Source organism: Paraflavitalea soli, from assembly GCF_003555545.1.
Taxonomy (GTDB): Bacteria; Bacteroidota; Bacteroidia; order Chitinophagales; family Chitinophagaceae; genus Paraflavitalea; species Paraflavitalea soli.
The window spans coordinates 2603160-2623606 of the sequence record NZ_CP032157.1 but is presented as its reverse complement, the minus strand read 5'-3'; the positions used below and the strand labels follow the sequence as shown (position 1 = coordinate 2623606).

The window sequence follows — 20447 nt, the reverse complement described above, 5'->3', positions numbered from 1 at the left end:
GCTTTTACTTCGGTAAGCTGTTCGTTATCGGCGAAGCGATAATACCCGCATGCCTGATCGCCAGCTGTATCCACAGAATGCGCGGTCCAAACCAGTTGATGATCGGGATCGTAGGTATACCGGAGGTCCACAGGGCCCGCGCAGCATACGTTACACATCCAAACCCAATGCCAAACCTCAGTTTGCCAATGCCCCACAGGTCCTTCCCGGCAGCAATATTCTTGTTCATCCAGCCGATTATTTTAGAGTTAAGTCGCAAAGGTATTCGTACCCAACCAGCTTCAGGTACACCGTCTGGTCCAGCTTCGGTCCAGAATTGCCCACCACCGGCTTTCTTCGAAAAAGCCGCCCTCCACAACCATTTGATGGCAGCGCCCAGTTTGCTTTCTCCGCCATCCAATAAGCCATTGGCATTCGCTACCGATATTTTTACAGGATTTTTCGCTGCCCCAGGTACAACTTCCCTTATGTTTCCATGACCAACCTTGCCACCTTTCGATGTCTCGTATTGATACTCATAGTTCTTACCCCAGAATCCCGTTACCAGGTCCTGCAGATTGGCCAAAGCGCCAAACGTATAGGAGAGTGTCGTATACCATTTATTACCTTTCTTGCCCAAATATCCCCAGCTGTTCGTACCAAAATCATACGATGCAATACCAAAACTGATACTCGGACTCATCATGCCGCCCGTTAGTGCCGACATACCCGTCGAGAACATAAAGGAACTGGCCATCGCGCCTACGGTATTCGCCATAATGCCTCCCGCTGCATTGATACTCGAGGTAATGGAGGCTCCCATGGCGCCCGATAAGCCACCAATAATACCACCACCGATCATATAACCCCAGGTCTTGCCATTCTGGAAATCCCATTTGAATGGATTCATTTGCCCCGCATTGGCCGCAACGCCACCGGTATAGGCACCCATTACAAAACCAATGATCAGCGCTACAATGATCGGATCATCACCCGTAGGGTCAATGTATTTCAGCGGGTTGTTATTGGCATAGCTGTATTTGTTATATCCCTGTGTACCCCACAACTCATTGGTAGCATTATCTGGCGACAACATCCTGCCGTTATACGGATCATACAACCGCGCATTCATATTGATCAATGCAAATTCTACCAGGTGCTCATGCCCCGTAAAGCCGCGGTACAACCATACCGGCAACAGGTTTTCACCCACATTTACATACGTCCAGTCATTCACATTCCGGCGGCGGCCCCAGGCGTCAAAATTCTGTTGCGCCACCACAGCCCCGCTGCTATTGCTGATCGTTAAGATATTGCCTAAATAATCTGAATAAGTGGCATAAGGCACACCATTTACGATCAGCGCGCAAAAGCCATTACCACCCGCTACATATACGATATCGTTGGTGCCCCCATTGACATTTTGCCTTTCAAAATCGCCCAGGAAAACCTTCGTCTCTGCCACCCCGCCATTCAGGTACCTGACGGTCCTGATCCGTTCATCATCCGTACCATATACCAGGTCCAGCCTGTTGGCTCCCTTGTTGATCTGCAGCGGCCTTTGGAAGCTGGTATAACTTACACTCGTGGCCTCAGCCGCCATCGCTGTATTGATCAGCGGACTGATATAACCTACCGCATTCGGCTTCCGGTCGAGGTAGGTATAAGTGCCCACGTCCGACTTGACGGCTATATTACCCTTACTTTGAGAAGGGCTGCCATCATACGTAATCCCAAACTGCAGCACGTTGTTGACCGAAGCCGACAGCAGTCTGTTCAGGTTGTCATACGTAAACGTCTCCGTAAGGCCTTTGATCGCATCTGTGCGGCTCAGCAGGTTGCCGCTGCTTTGCTCAAAATTAAAGTTCAGGTCCTGTATACCCGGCGTATAAAAGCGCGTGGGCAGGCCATTGTTATAAGTATCCGTACTCGTTTGCCCATTCACCAGCTTGTATTGCGTGCTATGTCCCTGGCCATCGTAAGCCAGCGCCTCATACAGTACAGCCCCGCCACTCAGCACCTTGCTCAGCAAGCCCGCATTATTGTATTGACTTTCTACCCGCGTTCCATTTGGATATACTGTAGCCGAAGGATTGTTGTTGGCATCAAATTCAAAGGAGGTGTTAAAAGTGCCTTCGCCCGCCACGATATCCGTTTGCAATACAGTTCTCCGGTAACTGTCATACACCAGCTCACGCGAATGATTGCTGTTGTAGACCTTTTTAAGCGCCTTATTATTGGCCGTATTATAATATTCATAGTTTGTTGATCCTTCCACCGTGTTGCGGCTCAGCAACCGGTTTAATCCATCATAGGTCATCGTCGACACCTTGTTATTGGCATCTGTTACGCTGATGATGTTGTCACTTTCATCGTAAGCATAACTCACCGTCCCGGCATTCACATCCACCGATTGTGTCTTCCTGCCATATCCATCGTAGGTATTCGTAACGACCGTTGCACCATTCAGGGCAGTGGTCAGTACATTGCCCAATGCATCGTAGGTATGTGTTACAGAGCCGCCATGGTCGGTCGTCTCGATCACCCGGCCCGCTGCATCCGTTTTCTTGGTAGATGTCTGGCCCGCACCATTTACTTCCGTTACCACTATTTGCCCGCTACCCGGGTAAGAGTAGGTCAGCGTATTGGTTCCGGAAGGCGTGACGATCGTTGACAGGCGGAACAGGCGATCGTAATTATTCGTATTGATCAATACCTGATCTCCCGAATAATAGGGAGAAGAACTGGTGCTTTCACGTCCTCTGCTATCATAGGTTTTCGTTTGCGTGATCCACTGGTTGTTCCAGCCCAGCGTTTGCGTCCTGATCACCCTGCCCAACCGGTCGTACCATATCTTTTGGTCGGCTCCCCGGTAGTCCTGGTGATCCGTAAAATGATAATAAGACTGCTGGCCGCTTACATCCCATACATCCGATTCCAGTATCTCATGCCCCAGTGGGGTGATCGTCTTTTTGAGCTTGCCCAGCGCATCGTATTCATAGGTGGTCGTCAGTGAGCCCGTGCTGCCATCGCCATCCGTCTTTGTCAGTATCTCTCCCCACATAGGATGCCGCGTAAGCGAGCTTGTGCGCGTCACATTATCACAGGTTACCGTGCTCGTCACCAGGTAGCGCTGGTTCACATCATACGTGGAGGTAGTCGTCACAGGCGGCTTACTGCCGGTGGCTGTCACAGTTTGTGTCAGGTTTCCATTGCTATTGTACGTAAAACTTACTGTGCTCGCCAAAGGTGTTTCGGCCCAGTTTGTTTGAGAGGCCAGCGATCCTTTATCAGGGGTGTACGTAGAGGTGGTCACCCGGGTATTCGTATTGCCATTCCGGCTGCTGATCGTCTCCGCCTTGGTAGGGAACATCGGCACCAATGCCTTACCCGTTTGCACATAGGTCGCATTCGTGGTAACCGTCTCCACCGGTACCACATCGCCTCCCGACAAATATCCCTTCTTCACGATTTCCTGTGTTACATTATCATAAGCATCATAAGTAATTTCTTTTTTGATGGCCGAGCCCGCCAATTCATTGGCCTCGATGGTGCTGGCCGTTTGCAGTTTGTACCGGTTGAACCAGTAATACCGCGTAGTGCTGATAGACAAAGGAACGATCGTCGTATTCGTTGTCACCGAACTCAACAGGTCTTCATACGTACCCGCGTCATCCTTATATAGGGTGGTGTGCTTTTGAGGGATCAGCGCCCTGTACGTGGTATTGATCTCACTTTCGTTGCGTTCCTGCACCTCTCCATTTCTTACCGTTGTATTCCGCCGGAAGCCAAGGAATCCTTTATGACGGTCCATGATCGCATCCTGGTAACGGAAAACACTATTGTCTGTGCCGCCCACACCATTCGGTTGCGTCATCTGCGTCACCACTTTCATCGCCAGCGGCATCACGTTGAGCGGGAAATACAGCGACACATTGCCCGTATTGGAGTATACATTGGTGGTGGTTTTTTCCGCCAGCGTTTTGTAATTGAACGTCGTTGTATTGCCCAGGCCATCTGTCACAGACTGCAGCAGGCTTGAATTCTTATCACCCCCAAAGGCATCCAGCAGCACATAATTGCCATACCCCGTAGATTGAATGATCTCCGTTTTGCCATCCCCATTGAAATCCCCCGTTTCAGGAGGCGTACCATACACCATATTGGCCACCATGCCGTAATTATAGCCCGCCCCCTTCGTATACAAAGGCGTTACATATTCGGGTGAGGTATAAGTATACTCGATCAAATAGGCATCGTACCACCACCCGTCATAGGGGTCCTGGCACGATTGATAATACGTTTGAATGATCGTATAATTGTCATAGGGTATCCACTCATTGGCGCAATAATAAGCATAGCCCGTACTGGTGGTAGAAGGCGTGTAATTCATCCCCTTGAAATAATGGACACTCTGCTTCTGCATATTATTGGTACTGTAATAGTGGAACAGATCCGTTATGCCATCCCCATTAAAGTCGCCGGTGGTGAAAAAGTCAAACCATACCGTACTGAAATCAGGCGTTCTGTCCAGTTGGAAACTTCCCTGCGCGTAGCTGGTACCTGTACTGTACCAGATGGCAGCATATTGCGAAGTGCCGATGCCGATAATATCCGTTTTACGGTCGCCGTTGAAGTCGCCGGCCAGCACACGCTTATAACTGGCATAGGAAATATTATACCCCGAATAGATCTGTACCGCCTGGAAAGAATAGCCTGTGGAAGCAGGCAGCTGGTTGATCGCATAGATCAGGTAATTGTACTTTTTAAATACCAACAGTTCCTGCTTGCCATCACCATCAAAATCCACCGGGAAAATGGCCTGTGCATCCTTAAAGGCATTGTCGATGCCAATGATCTCACTATGATAATAACCATTGGAAGTATTCGTCAAAAAACCTTTGTAATTATAATCCCAAACCGGCGTTCTCCGGTAAATATACCAGCCGCTAAAAATGTTGAACTTCCGTTCGATGATCTCGCCCGATTGGTATTTGCTGCCAAGAATGGAAATGACATCCACCTTGGAGTCTCCATCAAAATCCCCCTGAATAAAAGAGTTCGACTCTTTCAGGTAAAAATTATAGGTAGACCAGGTACTATATGAAAATGGAGTAGATATATTATTGGAGTTCACCGACAGGCTCGATCCGTTTTTATTAAAATCCTCCAGGTAGATCGCATCGGTATAGTTCATTTGATCATCGTGCCAATCCCCCCGTGAATCCTGGTACTGATGCCAGATCTTGCTGGGTCTTAACAAGCCATCCTTCCCTTCACCCCGGTAGTCCGTAGCATAGTAGGAGTAGGGGTTGGTAAATTCGTCCGCCTTCATATAGGTGATCGGCGTATACGTTTGCGTCATTTCATAATGCGATGGATCAAGGAAACCAAAGGGACGGTCACCTACATTGGTGATCACGTGGTAGCCGCCGGAAGTAGTGCTTTCGATACCCGTACCATCGCCATTTACATTGCCGCGCCTTTCCGCCACTACGAGGTCCGTCTTGCCATCCCCATCATAATCACCCGGCGATAAAGTAACATTCGGATAGGAGTTTTGGTAATAGCCGGATAGCAGCGAAACCGTTTCTTCATAGTCCGGGTAACCATAGTTGAAGTTAGTGGCCCAGGTACTGCTATTGTCTGTACCCACCAGCTCGATCGTTTGCAGGTAGTGCCGTTTGATCTTTGGTGAGTGGGTGAGCCTGTAGCTGATCTGCCGCACATTATCCACCTTCACCACCACATTGTTCAGCAGCTTGGTATTGGCAAAGGCCGTTCCGTTTACAAAAGTAACATTGCTGTTTTCCTTGTACGTATATTCAAATTCAATCGTGGCATTGGCATATTGGATGCTGGCGATCACCGCCTCATTGTTGTAGTTATAATAATTGTAGGTGATCGGGTTGTCATTCACATCTTTCATCGTCCTGACAAACCACACCATCGTGGCCCCGGCTTTGAGCTTGTCTTCCTCTGTGGAGGAGTTGCCATATTCAACCACCGATCCATCCTTATTCGTCACCTTCCACCATACCGGGTCACCGTTATAACCACCATAAGACTGGATCTTTGAATAGTTTTCCGATTCCAGCTTGTATTCCGTACCATCACCGCCATTGGTGCCGCTGATGGGCATCAGCAACTGGCCGTCGAGGTAAAAGTTGTCATCGGCGTTCATTTTCAGGGGCCTTACGATCCCGTTGTGATAAGCCGTAGTACTTCCCCGGGTGATATTGCTCAGCCCGCTAAGGTTCCAGCCCCAGCCGGCAAGACCGTCGCTGCTGCGCGAGTTGTACACCAGCGATAGATCGGGCTGCAGGCCCGCCACGCCACTGGGCAGCTTGAGCGGTACGGTATAACTCGACGATCCGTCCAGCGATACGCCGGGAGAACCTTCCAGTACGCCAACCGATTGGGCATTAATAATAGTGTGGGAGATAATACTAAAGAGGAGAATGAGTAAAAGCTTACAGCTTCTCAGGCAGTTGGTAGGGTGCATAGGAGTGGTTAAGGTTTAGATTACTAATTTATGAATAACCTTAATTCAAAGATCAAAACCTATGTAAAAAAATTATTAACGCACCGGTATACCCACATACCACAAACGAAAATGGCAACCTATACCGGGAACCGAAGCCGGAAGTAAGAAAGCTGCCCATAACACTACCGCACAACTATTTACGCAGAAAAAATAACGGATAACCCGCATTCAGTTCCCGGCATACTTCAAAACCCCGGAACTCACATACCCACACCGGTCGCCCGCCGCCCACCGCCCGCCACCCGCCGCTCCAATCCCTGGCCAACAGTGAGCAATCCTAAATCCTAAATCCTAAATCCCTCGTCTGCACATTTCGCCCATGTGTCGATTTCCTGGCCGGATTAATATATTTTAACCCGCCTGCCAGACAGCTTCTTTTAATTTCATCGTCTAACGCCTGAGACTGCTCAATACCAAAGAAATCCCGGGAAAGCAGTCATTCTGCCAAAACTTATACAGCAATGGGGCTCCGCCGGGGGTGGGTACAGGAATTGCATGATAATCTTTACCTAACAATGAACTGATACGCTATGCACAAAGACGAGGTTTTTAAGGAAGCATACCTTAAACCTATTGATTTTACATTCAGCAGCAAGGTGGCTGGTGTATTTGATGATATGGTCAACAGGTCGGTTCCCTTTTACGAAGAAATGCAGCGAATGGTAGCCGAACTCGCTGCTGATCATTGCCAGCACCATACAAAGATCTATGACCTGGGTTGTTCCACCGGTACCACCCTCATCCACATGGACCACACCGTGCCCGCTGATATAGCTTTTGTAGGCGTGGACGATTCCGTAGACATGCTGCATAAATGTCGCCAAAAACTGGAATCACTTTCGATTGCCCGTCCATACGATCTGCAGGTAGAAGACCTCAACCGCCAGCTCCTTATTCAGGACGCCTCGGTAGTCGTACTTTGCCTCACCCTCCAGTTTGTTCGTCCTATCAACCGGGAACGATTATTAAAAGAGGTGGTCGATGGCCTGGTGCCCGGCGGCGTTGTTATCATCATAGAGAAGATACTTGCGGAAGACAGCGGCTTCAACCGCGACTTCATCAAATATTATTACGACATGAAGCGCAGGCACCACTACAGCGACATGGAGATCGCACAGAAAAGAGAGGCCCTGGAAAATGTATTGATCCCTTACAAATTAAGCGAGAACATCACCCTCTTGCAAAAGGTAGGATTCGATCATTGCGAGGTCTTCTTTAAATGGTACAATTTCGCAGGCATCATCGCAAAAAAGTTTTAATGATCAATATTGGCAACTTCTTCTTCAAATACAGGAACCTCCTGTTTATCTTTCTCTATTTACTATTGTTCCTCCCTTCTCCCGCTTTATTCAGTGAGCAATACTTTGGCGCTACTTATTATTGGTGGCCCCTGGCTATTGGTCTCCTGGTCACCGTTACCGGGCAGCTTATTCGCGGCGCTACAATTGGCCTCGCCTACATTATTCGCGGTGGCAAGGATGGGAAAGTATATGCAGAGGACCTCGTTACCACCGGCATCTTTCACCATTGCCGTAATCCCTTGTATGTAGGCAATATCCTGATGTTGCTGGGGGTGGGCATTCTTTCCAATTCCCTCTTGTATGTGGTAGTGGTGATGCCCGTATTTATGCTTATTTACCATGCCATCGTACTGGCCGAAGAAAATTTCCTGCGTGGAAAGTTCGGCCAGTCATTCGATACCTATTGCAGCCGGGTCAACCGGTGGATACCTTCCCTGAAAGGCCTGGGCACTACTTTTTCTTCCATGCAGTTTAAATGGAAAAGATGGCTGCTGAAAGAATACAATACCCAATACATCTGGCTTTCCGGTATCGTACTTATCCTTCTTATTAAGTATCCCCAGCTTACACACAACAACGACCGGTTGAGAAATACACTCCTGGCCGTTATATTACCCCTGTTGCTCCTGTGGTACCTTTTTGTCCGTTACCTGAAAAAATCAGGCAAACTCAAAGAATAAAGCCGATGCCAGCGACCCCGCTTACTCTTTCCGATCCGTCACTTTTCACCTTATCAACCTTCCAACTTACCAACTTCTTAAGTACCTTAGGGTAAGTATGATCATCCTTATTCAGTGTAATGATAAAGTTGGATTGGTAGCCGCTATTTCAGGTGTGCTGGCCCGGCAGCAGTTGAACATTGTGTCCCTGCGCGAGCACGTGGACAAAGCGGAGAACCGTTTTTTCCTGCGTGTAGAGGTAGAGCAGCCGGCAGATCCCTTGCGTATTGAAGAACAGCTCCGCCAGGTACTTCCGTCCGATGCAGTCATTATTGTCAATCCTTTGCCCGAAAAGAAAGTAGTGGTCATGGTCACCAAAGAATACCATTGCCTGGCCGATATGCTCGTGCGCCACTATTTTAAAACACTGCAGGCATCTATCCAGGCTGTCATAGGCAATTACAATACTTTGGAGGATGTTTGTCACCGGTTCGATATTCCTTTTCACCATATATCTCATGAAGCTATTGCCAAAGAAGCATTCGAACAGCAGATCAGTACCCTCATACAACAATATGCACCTGATTATATTGTGCTCGCCAAATTCATGCGTATCCTGTCACCTGCTTTCGTAGCTGCCTTTCCCGGCAGGATCATCAATATCCACCATTCCTTCCTGCCTGCCTTTGCCGGCGCCAATCCCTATCGCCAGGCTTTTGAACGTGGCGTAAAGCTCATTGGCGCCACCGCCCATTTCGTCACCAACGACCTGGATGAAGGACCCATCATTGCCCAGCAGATCATTCCTGTAAGTCATTCCCTCACGGCCTCCGACATGATGCGTGCCGGTAAGGAAATAGAGACCGCCGTACTGGCCAAAGCACTACGCCTTGTCTTCGACGACCGCGTATTTGTATACAACAATAAGACCGTGGTATTTGAATAACTTAGCGCAGTAGCTGCACACTCCCTTTTTCTGATGCTTTCACCCCATCATTATCCGTCAGCCGGATCACCCAGATATACGTACCAGTAGGCTGGTCCACACCATTGAACCGGCCATCCCAGCCAACAGTAGCATTGTTTGTTTCAAACACTTTTTGCCCCCACCGGTTGTAAACAGCCATGTAAAATTCTTTGATAAAAAAGGGATTGCTTACCCGGAACACATCGTTTTGATGATCCTTGTTAGGCGTAAAGGCAGTAGGCATCGCCAGCCTGCAATAACCCTTGTGTACATTCACCACACGCGTAGCTGTACCGCATACATTGGTGGCGCTGACCGCATAAGTGCCCGGCGCCTTTACTACAAACGTAGGTGTATGGCTGCCATCCGGCCACAAGGTTTGTGCTTGTTCCACTTTGGGATCGAGGACCAGCACCTGTCCGGCACAGATCACAGGATCCGTATCCAGCGTAATGACCGGCACCGCTCCATACGTAATATTGATCGCATCTCCCGAGCTACAGCCATTCAACATCGTATTGACCACGTATTGACCCGGCCTGGATACCAGTAGGCTTGCTTGCGTGGACTGGTCCTGCCACTGGTAAGTAGCGCCCGGGTAATAACCATCCAGCACAAGCGTAGCTCCGGGGCAAAGCATCGTGTCCTTGCCCAGGTTTACAATGGGCAATGGTTTATACGTTACTGCTATCGTGTCTGTTTTGCTGCACCCTTGTTGCGTCACCGCTATCCAATAAGTGCCGGGTGCATTGATCAATTGTTGTGGTTGCGTGCTGCCATTATTCCATAAATAGTTGGCTGCTCCGGGCACGGTGCCTGTCAACTGCAGCGTTTGCCCTTCACACAAGGCCGTATCCCGGGGAAGACTAAAGGCGGGAAGCGGTACCATGCTCACCCTGAGCGTATCCCGGTTAATACAACCATTGGTGCCGGTTGCCTGCAGGCTGTAATCGCCGGCCCTATTGATCGTACGCGTAGCAGTCGTCAGGCCGTCCTGCCACAGGTAAGAACCGATCGAAGCGTGCGTGGCATCCACTGTCAGTTGAGCATTCAGACAGATGCTTGTATCATTGCCCAGGTAGAGCACGGGCAATGGTTTATAAGTGAACCGTACTTCATCATCTACCGCACATCCCGCTTGCTTTACCGTTACTTTATAGAGTCCCGGCTGTTTCACCAGGAAACTATCAGCCACACTATTGTCCTGCCATTGATAAGTGGCGTTGGTGATCCCGGGTCTTAGTACCAGCGTGGTGCCGTCGCACAAACTGCTGTCATTGCCCAGGTCGAATACCGGTTTATTGTTGAAAGTGACCCCAATGGTATCTTTTACCGTACATAGTCCCGTTGTAACCGCCACCCAATAATTCCCCGAAGTAGTTACCGAAATATTGTCTGCCACCCCTCCCGTGCTCCACAGGTATTGCCCGCCGGCAATATTGGCTTGCAGCAAGAGCGTTTCCCCCCTGCACAAAATAGTATCTGCGCCCAGTTGAACGTTCTGGGCAGTTACATAGGCTACCGCTATCGTATCGGGCTTAAAGCAGCCGTTGGATGCCGTTACCCGTACCCAGTATTTGCCGGGCTGTTGCACCACAAACTGGTCTGCTGTTGAGCCATTCTGCCATTGATACGTGGCTCCGCTCACCCCCGGTTTCAATACCAGTTGCGCATCATTACAAAGCGTAGTATCTGCAGGCAGGGAGAATGCAACACCCGGAATACCCGTGATCACGATCGTATCGCTTTTGGGACAGCCATTATTATTGAACTCTGCCTTTCCCCAATAAGTGCCGGGCTGCTTTATCCAGAGGGTAGGCGTCGTTTCTCCCGTATTCCACACATAAGTAGCCCCTGAATTTTGCATATACAGTAAAGTGGAGTCGCCGGTACACAGCGTCCGGTCAGTTCCAAAGTCCACATAGGGCGTTGGCAACACTTCCACATCGATGGAGTCTATACGTTTACAGCCATTGCAATCATTCTGCAACAGCTCTACATAATACCGGCCGCTGCCCACGATCGACATACTATCGCTGATGCTCAATGAATACACCGGATAACCCGGGTCTTTTTTCGACCACCTGAATATGCCATTGATCACCCTCAGTTTTATCTTCAGTTCATTGCCGCTGCAAAAACTGGTATCCGTTGGATAATCTGCCAGCAAGCGGCGTAGCGGGTCTTTCACCTCTACCGGTACATTCACTGTTTCTATCAGTTGATTGAGCGTATTATAAAGTTGTGCAGTCACCGTATAAATACCGGGTGCAGAAAACACATGTTGAGGCGCCAGCTGCGTCGAACTATTATTACCCCCGCTGCCCGGGTCGCCAAAGTTCCAGGTGATCCCATGGATCGTATCATTGGTGACTTTAAAACTAATGGGGTTGGGATGGCAATCACCCGTATACGTAATATTGTTGCGTACAGCCCTGGCCAGGTATTGATGGAAGAAGGCCGGTGATGCATAACCTGCTCCCTGCGGCATCTGGAATGCATCAAAAGCCATACGGCCCGTACTGCCAATGATATTGGGAGAATCTACTACCGAAAGTGCCGTAGACCCCCCGTAAGGCATATATATCTTTTTATCGGGCCCCAGCTGCATGCGGCCCAGAGAGACCAATGTACAAAAGGAGAACGTACTCCCCACGTTCACGGCATTGGTAGTAAAGGTGACAGAATCTGTATAACAAAGATTGAATTGCCGCAGGCTCGATGAGCCAAAACCACAGGGCTGCAGACCGCCTACAATATGCTTTTCCAGTAAATAAAGCAGCCTGCCATCCGGTGAGAACTCCACATTGCCCTGCCCGCTGTATACCCAGTTCAGCTTCGTCGATTTTACTTTATTGGTGAGCAGGCCCGTATTACCATCAAAATTGAATACTTCAATAAAAGCCACCGAACTTACAAAGAGCTGGTTGGGATAATAGGTAAAAAAATACCCGGCGATCATCTTTCCATCCGGTGAAGTACGCAGGTCGGTAATATTATATTCTGCGGTGATCGGATTCGTACCCGCCACACTGATCACCGGTGTGCTGCTGATACCCGCAGCAGTAACCAGGTAACTGCGGAAATTGGTAGTGCGGTATTCGTTCGTCACGATCCAGAAATTATCCGATCCCGGTTGCTCTACCAGCGTAAAGCCCGACGATACATCATTGGCTACCTCCACATTTTTGGCCGTCACATCGCCCTTGCCGCCGTTGAGCGTCATATCGATCACAGAATACCTGAGTTTGCATACCGCATTGCCCCCGTTCTCTGAATAAAAAAGATAATATTTTGAAGCCTGGCCGGGAAACTGAATGGCCAATACCGTTTCTCCACCCACCTGCAGATTGACGTTGTTGGCAAATGCCGGCATGATGGCCAGGTTCCTGTCCCTTACCGTCATCCCATCACACACAAACAACAGATTGCCCTGCGCATCACAAAGCGAAGTACGGCCCGCACTGCCACTGAGCATGGTGGAGCCTGCCACATTCACCGGACCGCCTGCATTGAATTGAAGGCGGTTGCCATTGTACAAAAACCATTGAGAAGTTTCTTTTTGTCCCGATACGAGGAAATAACAGCAGACTAAAAGGAATAATAGGGTCGTATGTTTCATACCGGTCAGCAGTGGGGGAGGGTTTTGATTATCAGCAGCTATAAAAGTATACAATACTTCTTATTCTGCATAATCATACACATCCACTGCCGGTTCAGATTGCCGGCTGCCGGTCCCGTCTAAAACTTATGGACAAATCCCAGCCCTACGGCCCCATCCTGGTAGGTAGGCATGATCGCCGTATTGGGATGCTTGTTTTTGAAGAGCCCTCTTTGTATGATCGGGTATAGCCAGTAAGCCAGTCGGGTAGAGGCGATACCTACGCCGGCGCCTGCTACCACATCACTGAACCAGTGTTTGTTATTATACATGCGCAGGTAACCGGTGGTGACGGCTACAGCATATCCCGCTACACCATACCAGGGACTCACATCTTTGTACTCCTGCCGCATGAACTCCGCAGCTACAAAAGCATTGGCCGTATGGCCCGAAGGGAAGGAATATTTATCAGATCCGTCAGGCCGCTGTTCTCCGCTGAACTTTTTGATGGAGAAGACAGCACTGTTCGAGATCAGCATCGACATACCATATAGAATGGTCCTGTCCTTAAAATTATGTTTGCCATGTATGCCGGCTGCATTTAAACCATATACAGCCAGTGCAGGAGCGTATTGAAGATAGTTATCGATGGAAAGTTTTTGGTGCGGATGTTCCATCGCGATCTCTTCATTGAGATTTTTGTTGAAATCCTTCAGTTCATGAAAGCCCAGGGAAGTTACTCCATAGGAGATCAGGGCCGCCGGGATAATGAATGATTTTAGCGGAAATGCATTGGATGCCACCGGCGTACTCCAGTTGATCTTCCTGGATACCGTATCCCCGGCAGGGATCACCTTGCCGGTAGAGTCCGCGAATTGTGCACAAACAGGGGTCAGGGCCGGGCATGTTATCAATACCACAGCCATAGCTTTTAACCGATAATGCATGAATTTGTAGTGGGCTTTAATTATTGCAAACTAAACGTAAATTTTAAAGAAAAATTGAAGGGGAATGCCCGCCAGTCCGTGTCAATCCGGCAGGATAAGAGTTATTACTCATGTATCAGGAGCGATCAATCAGCCTGTTATTCCTCTTAATTGTCTTGTAGGGCAGTGAATGTCAGGAGGTTACTGGCACCCGGAAAAGGCAGGCGGCAGCCTGCGGAAAGCCCTTTCTCCGGCAGTTTACATACGGTTAAAAAAAACTTAATGTTATCGCAGCCTCCAAAAGCTGCCTTTTCATCATTCATTTACCAACTCTTGACTGCCAACTCCTGACTCCCGACCCTCCTAACCCTCAACTCATCCACGGGCACTGTTTTTGTGGTATACAACGCATGAGTCAGGCCTTTGTCAAAGAAAGCGATGAGCAGTGGCTGCATGAAATTGCACCCACCATGAATGCATTGATCGTTTACCTCACCCGGGAAAACAATGGCATCCGGGTCTATGAAAAAAGCTCCCATACAGATCCGAAAACAAATAAGGAAGTGCATGTAATGAGCAATGGGTTGCATTACTCGATAGACAAGGACGGACGCTGGGCCATTGTATAACGTTATTCCGATATATAGCCCAAATACACAGAACATTCCCGATTATTCCTGCCGGAAGCAATTTTTTCCCTACTTTTAAACGCAATACTTCTTTTCGTTTAGGTTGTAATGGTAAAAATGAACGGGTTTTTTACTGCTTCACAAAGCAACGAAAAGAGTTGGAAAGCCAGTTTTCCATTGCACCAGGTTAAGGTTCCGGTGGATCAGCTCCACCCGGAAAAATGCGCAGCCACATGCCAGATTCCCGTTAGTTTGTTATCTTTAATAGGGAATCCTTTTTTCTGCCAGGGGTTATCGCGGCCTTCTCCTGTTGTATAGGTCTGCTGCCGGACTTTAAATAACCCCAACCTTCACTGCGTCGTCCTTTTGAAGTGATTCCCCAATGCCGGTTATGGTTTATTATTAGCACAAGTCTGATCAACTCTTTTATTCACTGGTAACCTGTAATGACCTGTTCATGAAATCAGCGGGAGACGCATTAATACAACTGTTCCGGCAAGGAGTGGAAACTGCCTTTGCAGAAATATACAACCTGCATTATACTGCTATCTATTATTACGCCAGGCATTTTGTGCCCGATTCCCAGGAGGCCAGGGATATCACAGCAGAAACATTTGTGAAGCTGTGGAAACTGCGCGCCAACTTCGATAATATTCATAAGATCAAAACCTTTCTGCATGTTACCACCCGCAACGCCTGTATCGATGCCCTGCGCCACCAAAAATGGAAAGCAGGCAAACACCAGCAATTGATACAACTCCTCATGGAAGACGATGAATCGATGGTGGCCCGCAACAATTCCCCCATGGCTGCCGCTACCCGTTTTGTGAATGGATTGGTAGAAGGGGAATTACTTAGCCGCATATACGAGGAAATAGAAAACCTGCCCCCGCAGCGAAAGATCATCTTTAAACTGTCCTATCTCGATGGCATGAAAAATGGCGAAATAGCAGCGCAGTTAAACATCAGCATTCAAACGGTACAAAACCAAAAGACCATCGCACTGAAATTCCTCCGCCTCTCCGTGCTGACCCAAAAAATGGCCTGATCATAACTTTTTTGTCATTACCTATGGTACACTGACCCACCTCATTCGTTATACTTCGATCCCCCGAAGCTTCAATGTCTGGCGGCCCCTGGGTGATTACCGCTCATTTTTTTTCTATACTGTATCAATGCATTTTATTATGTGTGAACAGTACATCTCATCCGGACTATAAACAAGTCTGGCTCTCTTATCCCGGCCTTTCCCGTTTAGGCCGGGATTTTTTATTCAAATAAAATACTTTGCAGCGTTGGTATCCAGGCCAATTTTCTTCGTTGTAAGTAACATACTATCAGCACCGGACAAAACCTCTTCCCATGGACAACATTGCAAAACGAAAGGCCGATCTCATCACCAGACACCTGAAGGGTTCCCTGAATCCAATGGAACAGCAGGAACTGGATGACTGGATCAGCGAATCCGATGATAACCGCCACTTATTTGAATCCCTTACAAATCCCGAACACCTGCGCAGCGCCTTGAACAGGTATGATGAAAAGAGAAAGAAGATACTGAATAAGATACAGGCATCCATAGCCATCAATAACATCCAGCAGTCTGGATGGTGGTTCCGCTGGCGCCGCCGGATAATCGGCGCCGGTATAGCAGTGATCCTGCTGGCAGGTGCCTGGATATGCTGGCAACATATGAATAATACATCCCGCAACATGGCCATGGCCCTGCCCAGGCGATTCAGCAATGAGGTATGGCCAGGTTGCGAACAAGCCAAACTGACACTTGATGATAGGTCTGTTATTATCCTGGTAGATACCATCAACGGTGTACTCGCTACCGATGCCAACGGACGTACCCGTGTGTTCAAAGAGAACGGATGGCTTTCCTATTATTCCACGTATGCCGGAGACAGTCTCTATTACAATACCATCCGCGTACCCCGGAAAGGGCAATATAAAGTGATATTGCCCGATGGGAGCAGGGTTTGGTTGAACGCTGGATCCACCCTGCGCTATCCCGTCGTATTTGGAAGCATGGATCGCCGCGTGGAATTACAGGGAGAAGCCTATTTTGAAGTGACCAGGTTGCCAACTCCCCTGGCTGGCAATGCTGCGCCGCCCCCCGGAGACTCCGCCGCCGTTCTGCCCTTTGTCGTGAGTCTCGATACAGGAAATGCCGAAATACGGGCGCTGGGAGCCCGCTTCAATGTGAAAGCGTATGACGATGATGCCCATATCCACGCCACCTTGCTGGAGGGCGTGCTTCAACTCACCCACGGAGCCAATGAACTTACCCTGATACCCGGCCAGGAGGGCCGGTTGGAAAACAATGGCCAGCTCGCGATATACAACAATGCCCATACTGCCGAAGCCATTGCCTGGAAAGAAGGCTTATTCAGGTTTAAAGACGCCAATATTGACCAGGTCATGAAACAGCTGGAGCGGTGGTACGATATAGAGGTTATTTATGAAGATGATATCAGCGACCTGTTTACCGGCACTATCGAAAGAAATACCCCTTTATCACAGTTATTAAGATACCTCGAGCAGCTTAGTCGTGTTCAATTTGCCATCATAGGCAATAAAGTTATTGTCAGTCGGTAAGTCCCGTTCTAACAACAATGAAACCTACGATGGAGAACAATATGATCAAAAGAAAAGCCGAACTCATCCTCAAATTTATGCGGGATGGGCTCACAGGTATTGAACAGATCGAACTCGACAACTGGGTAAACGATGCCGGAGAGAATAGGGCCCTCTTTGAAAAACTGATCGAGTCCGGCCAGCTCAAACAGGCGCTCGCCGACTACGCCGGCAACAGATACAAAACATGGGAACAGATTGCCACCCTGATTGCCAAAGAACAACATAATTCCCCGGCCAGTAATCCCCTCAATTAACGATCTCTCCCTGGTATAGCGCAAATCGTTTAAGCGTATAGGTACACCATACGTATATTCGTAAGTGTTTTCCCCTACAGTTGTTTAAACATTAGTGACTAAATCAATAAAAAACAACGTTCCGCTACGGTAATAGTTTTTCATACGTTCGTATATAAAGTTAGATTTGGAGACTCTCCATAGCAACACTCTACATCCTAATGACCGACCCTTTGATAGCATACTTGACTAATTCAGTTCAATATTGCTACCATGGACAACACCAGACAGTTAATGCTTACACATGACGGAGTTCGCCGCCTTGTTGAGCAGTTCCTATATCGTGATGTGAACCTTATTGCTATGCGTCCATTTACTGAGAAACTATTGTGCAGTCCCCTCGATCCGGGTATCCGGTACACGCCCTTCTTTTATGGGCGGCTGCCGGGTGACCACCGCGTATTCGCTTTAAGGCCTTTTTGTATACCACTCGACCTGCCGGTTATTTATAACTGGATCCAGGAATATTGTACCGCACCCGGCAAAAATCCTTTTTCGCCTGTGCAGCAATTGCTCGAAGCATACCATGATCTCCTCACTGCCGATTACAGTCAGTCATTGCTGGCAGAAGTAGATGGTACACCCATTTTGCAAATTGATATCATACGGGCCGACCAGGATGAAATAAGCCTTAAAGAAGATATTCAATCGGGCGACTATTGCATTCACTTTTTGTTTTCGCCCCACTTTGATGCACCTATGAGTTACTTTGCCAGTGCACTCAATAGTTGCCTGTATAGTTTCTTTTCCTTTCCGGGCATCAAACGGGTATTTTGTAAAGCAGCAGCTACCGACAGAAGGTCCAATCACCTCCTGCAGGAAGCCGGGTTTGTGCTGAATAAAACAGTGAGAGATTATCCGGGTAAAATAAATATATACCGGCACGACCATGTGCCTACAGTGACCGGCTGATCTAATTGCCAGAGTTTACCCCGCCTTAGCGGGGCTGAGCTTGTCGAAGCCGCCTAAAAAGTTTTTCTTTCGGTCTTCCGTCCCGATAGCTATCGGGACGGACTTTCCGACTCAAGATATTAAACCTTCTTTTCTGTTAGCCTTGAGCCTTATTCTATCCTTACATCCCTTCCCTGACTAACCATCGGGAAGGGTTTTTTATTTTGAATCATCAATGGCCAGTTTGTATCCCTTGCCATGTACATTAATGATGCTGATACCGGCATCCAATTGCAATCGCTTGCGTAGCTTCGACACAAACATGTCTAGGCTGCGTCCCGTAATGACCCCTTCATCTTCCCACACTTCTTTCAACAACCTGTCGCGGTCGATCACTACATTAGGACTGGCGGCAAAAACCTGTAGCAACTTCGATTCTTTGGCTGTAAGCGGTATCGTCTCCTGGTCAAATTGCAGTTGTTGCCTGCCTGTATAAAAGCGGTAGCGCCCCAGTGGGATAAAATTAGCCGGTACTTCCAGCGTTGGTTCCGGATCGGGATCGGTAGTAGCCGTTGCAGGGGCGGGCGCTGTTGCGAATGCAATGGACGCGCCTCCGCTATGGGTGTTGTTCCTTTTTTTATACAGGAATCTTACCAGCAAGGATAAGCAGATGGCTGCCAGGCTGCCGGGTAGGAAGTAATCAGGGACAGCGGCCTCAGCTGTAGCAGGGAATTGCAGTTTGATCTTATAGCAACCCATTACCTGGGCTCTGCCTCTACAGGGCACAATATTATTGGTGCTATCCTTGAAAATAGAGTAGCCAAATACCACATCATCGTTGAGGCAGGTGATCACTTCCACCAGGTAGGTAGGAGGGAGCCGGTGTTTTTTGACCACCCGGTCGATGGCTTTTACCAGCGAATCGGGAACAAAAGTGAAGGGGCTGGCAAAACGCAATACGTATTCATGTTCCCCGGTCTGTTGAACAGGCAGTACGCGGGAAGTGGAGTCGCCCACATGCAGGAGCAGCTGGTGCCCGATATTCCGCATCATGATCATTTCATTCGCTTTGTCATAAGCCGGTATTGATTTCCCCTCCCGCGTAGCGGTCCAGGAAATGATCAGCACAAGGGCTACAGCCATAGCCAGCAGGGTCTTCCATCGCATACGTAAAAATAGCGTATTTACGCCGCCAGGATCCGGCTTTGCACAGATTTTACAGTCGTTTACATAGAATTTACTACCCTTTTACCACTCCTGCACAGGTGTGCCGCTAGGTTTGCAGTACAGGCCCTCCGCCTGGTCTGCACCTAAAACTTAATGCACTATGCGTACACAACAGTTCCTTTTATCAGCCTTATGCCTGTTCGGTATTTATCATTTCACCGCCTGCCGGGAGACAGAAAAAGCCATCCCCGCCAAACTGGTTACAGCAGCCGTGGCAGCTCCTGAACCCATTGCTGCGGCAACAGGTTATGAGCTGCAGCCAAAAGAAAGCTTTATATATTGGAAAGGCAACACTGTTACCGGAGGTGGGCATGCAGGTACCTTGAGGCCTGTATCGGGCAACCTCGCAGCCGATGCCGGTGGCAAATGGGTGGGTGGCTATTTTGTGATCGACATGAATACCATCCTGTCTACCGACCCGGACAACAGAGGAGCGGAAGATGGCCTGGTAAAGCATTTAAAAGATCCCGACTTCTTTGATGTGCCAAGATTTCCCAAAGCTTATTTTACGATGCTGAAAGCAACGCCCGGCGCCAACGACAGCAGCTTTACCATCACCGGTCAGCTCAACCTTAAGAATATTGTCCGCGAGATCACCTTCCCGGCTACCCTCCAGGCCACCGGAGAACTTATCAGGGCCCGTGCCTCTATGATCATCGACCGTACCAAATGGGGCGTCAATTATAAGTCGGGCAATATATTCCTCAATCTCAAGGACGATGCTATTTCCGACCTGGTACCCATTCGCCTGGACCTGGTATTTAAAAAAACTAAGGGGTAG

Annotated in this window: 13 protein-coding genes; 9 read left to right on the top strand and 4 right to left on the bottom strand. The window is 48.7% G+C overall.

Features of this window, described 5'->3' with window-relative positions; all coding sequences use genetic code 11:
* Positions 1-4: 4 nt before the first annotated feature.
* Positions 5-6484 (bottom strand): RHS repeat-associated core domain-containing protein, encoded by a 6480-nt coding sequence (locus tag D3H65_RS09630; RefSeq protein ID WP_119050105.1) that lies wholly within the window; start codon positions 6482-6484, stop codon positions 5-7.
* A 572-nt stretch (positions 6485-7056) separates the two neighbouring features.
* On the opposite strand from D3H65_RS09630, the gene cmoA reads away from it, so the two are divergent.
* The 3 genes from cmoA to purU all read left to right on the top strand — a co-directional run bounded on the left by cmoA (position 7057) and on the right by purU (position 9432).
* Entirely contained in the window at positions 7057-7785 is a 729-nt protein-coding gene (gene cmoA, locus D3H65_RS09625) for a carboxy-S-adenosyl-L-methionine synthase CmoA (protein ID WP_119050104.1), read from the top strand.
* Entirely contained in the window at positions 7785-8507 is a 723-nt protein-coding gene (locus D3H65_RS09620) for a methyltransferase family protein (protein ID WP_119050103.1), read from the top strand. Before cmoA ends, D3H65_RS09620 begins: the two co-directional genes overlap by 1 nt.
* A 97-nt stretch (positions 8508-8604) precedes the next feature.
* Positions 8605-9432, top strand: coding sequence for a formyltetrahydrofolate deformylase (purU, locus tag D3H65_RS09615; protein WP_119050102.1), 828 nt, complete (start codon positions 8605-8607; stop codon positions 9430-9432).
* A 1-nt stretch (position 9433) separates the two neighbouring features.
* On the opposite strand, the gene D3H65_RS09610 is transcribed toward purU, so the two are convergent.
* Together D3H65_RS09610 and D3H65_RS09605 are read right to left on the bottom strand one after the other, a co-directional pair.
* On the bottom strand, positions 9434-13075 hold the full coding sequence (locus tag D3H65_RS09610; protein WP_162915526.1) for a T9SS type B sorting domain-containing protein: 3642 nt from the start codon (positions 13073-13075) through the stop codon (positions 9434-9436).
* Positions 13076-13194: 119 nt separating this feature from the next.
* Positions 13195-14001, bottom strand: a complete 807-nt coding sequence (locus D3H65_RS09605) for a phosphatase PAP2 family protein (RefSeq protein ID WP_245999714.1) — start codon at positions 13999-14001, stop codon at positions 13195-13197.
* Positions 14002-14390: 389 nt separating this feature from the next.
* On the opposite strand from D3H65_RS09605, the gene D3H65_RS09600 reads away from it, so the two are divergent.
* The 5 genes from D3H65_RS09600 to D3H65_RS09580 all read left to right on the top strand — a co-directional run bounded on the left by D3H65_RS09600 (position 14391) and on the right by D3H65_RS09580 (position 18460).
* Positions 14391-14609 carry a hypothetical protein gene (locus D3H65_RS09600; protein ID WP_119050099.1) on the top strand — a complete coding sequence of 73 codons (219 nt, stop codon included), beginning with the start codon at positions 14391-14393 and terminating at the stop codon, positions 14607-14609.
* 457 nt (positions 14610-15066) lie between these two features.
* Complete coding sequence (locus D3H65_RS09595; protein WP_119050098.1) at positions 15067-15657, top strand: RNA polymerase sigma-70 factor; 591 nt, start codon at positions 15067-15069, stop codon at positions 15655-15657.
* Between the two features lie 314 nt (positions 15658-15971).
* The gene (locus D3H65_RS09590; protein ID WP_119050097.1) at positions 15972-17213 is read left to right on the top strand and encodes a FecR family protein; all 1242 of its coding nucleotides are present in this window, start codon (positions 15972-15974) and stop codon (positions 17211-17213) included.
* Positions 17214-17230: 17 nt separating this feature from the next.
* Positions 17231-17509, top strand: a complete 279-nt coding sequence (locus D3H65_RS09585; RefSeq protein ID WP_162915525.1) for a hypothetical protein — start codon at positions 17231-17233, stop codon at positions 17507-17509.
* Between the two features lie 252 nt (positions 17510-17761).
* Positions 17762-18460, top strand: coding sequence for a GNAT family N-acetyltransferase (locus tag D3H65_RS09580; RefSeq protein ID WP_119050095.1), 699 nt, complete (start codon positions 17762-17764; stop codon positions 18458-18460).
* Positions 18461-18658: 198 nt separating this feature from the next.
* On the opposite strand, the gene D3H65_RS09575 is transcribed toward D3H65_RS09580, so the two are convergent.
* The gene (locus D3H65_RS09575; RefSeq protein WP_119050094.1) at positions 18659-19606 is read right to left on the bottom strand and encodes a winged helix-turn-helix domain-containing protein; all 948 of its coding nucleotides are present in this window, start codon (positions 19604-19606) and stop codon (positions 18659-18661) included.
* Between the two features lie 160 nt (positions 19607-19766).
* Between D3H65_RS09575 and D3H65_RS09570 the strand changes: the two genes are divergently transcribed.
* Positions 19767-20447: a YceI family protein gene (locus D3H65_RS09570; protein ID WP_119050093.1), complete on the top strand. Its 681-nt coding sequence runs from the start codon at positions 19767-19769 to the stop codon at positions 20445-20447.

Bases quoted from the DNA above. Each gene is read 5' to 3' on its own strand.
- D3H65_RS09595 (WP_119050098.1), top strand. From the start codon at position 15,067: ATGAAATCAGCGGGAGACGCATTAATACAACTGTTCCGGCAAGGAGTG.
- purU (WP_119050102.1), top strand. From the start codon at position 8,605: ATGATCATCCTTATTCAGTGTAATGATAAAGTTGGATTGGTAGCCGCT.
- cmoA (WP_119050104.1), top strand. From the start codon at position 7,057: ATGCACAAAGACGAGGTTTTTAAGGAAGCATACCTTAAACCTATTGAT.
- D3H65_RS09610 (WP_162915526.1), bottom strand. From the start codon at position 13,075: ATGAAACATACGACCCTATTATTCCTTTTAGTCTGCTGTTATTTCCTC.
- D3H65_RS09575 (WP_119050094.1), bottom strand. From the start codon at position 19,606: ATGCGATGGAAGACCCTGCTGGCTATGGCTGTAGCCCTTGTGCTGATC.
- D3H65_RS09590 (WP_119050097.1), top strand. From the start codon at position 15,972: ATGGACAACATTGCAAAACGAAAGGCCGATCTCATCACCAGACACCTG.
- D3H65_RS09600 (WP_119050099.1), top strand. From the start codon at position 14,391: ATGAGTCAGGCCTTTGTCAAAGAAAGCGATGAGCAGTGGCTGCATGAA.
- D3H65_RS09620 (WP_119050103.1), top strand. From the start codon at position 7,785: ATGATCAATATTGGCAACTTCTTCTTCAAATACAGGAACCTCCTGTTT.
- D3H65_RS09570 (WP_119050093.1), top strand. From the start codon at position 19,767: ATGCGTACACAACAGTTCCTTTTATCAGCCTTATGCCTGTTCGGTATT.
- D3H65_RS09585 (WP_162915525.1), top strand. From the start codon at position 17,231: ATGAAACCTACGATGGAGAACAATATGATCAAAAGAAAAGCCGAACTC.
- D3H65_RS09605 (WP_245999714.1), bottom strand. From the start codon at position 14,001: ATGCATTATCGGTTAAAAGCTATGGCTGTGGTATTGATAACATGCCCG.
- D3H65_RS09580 (WP_119050095.1), top strand. From the start codon at position 17,762: ATGGACAACACCAGACAGTTAATGCTTACACATGACGGAGTTCGCCGC.
- D3H65_RS09630 (WP_119050105.1), bottom strand. From the start codon at position 6,484: ATGCACCCTACCAACTGCCTGAGAAGCTGTAAGCTTTTACTCATTCTC.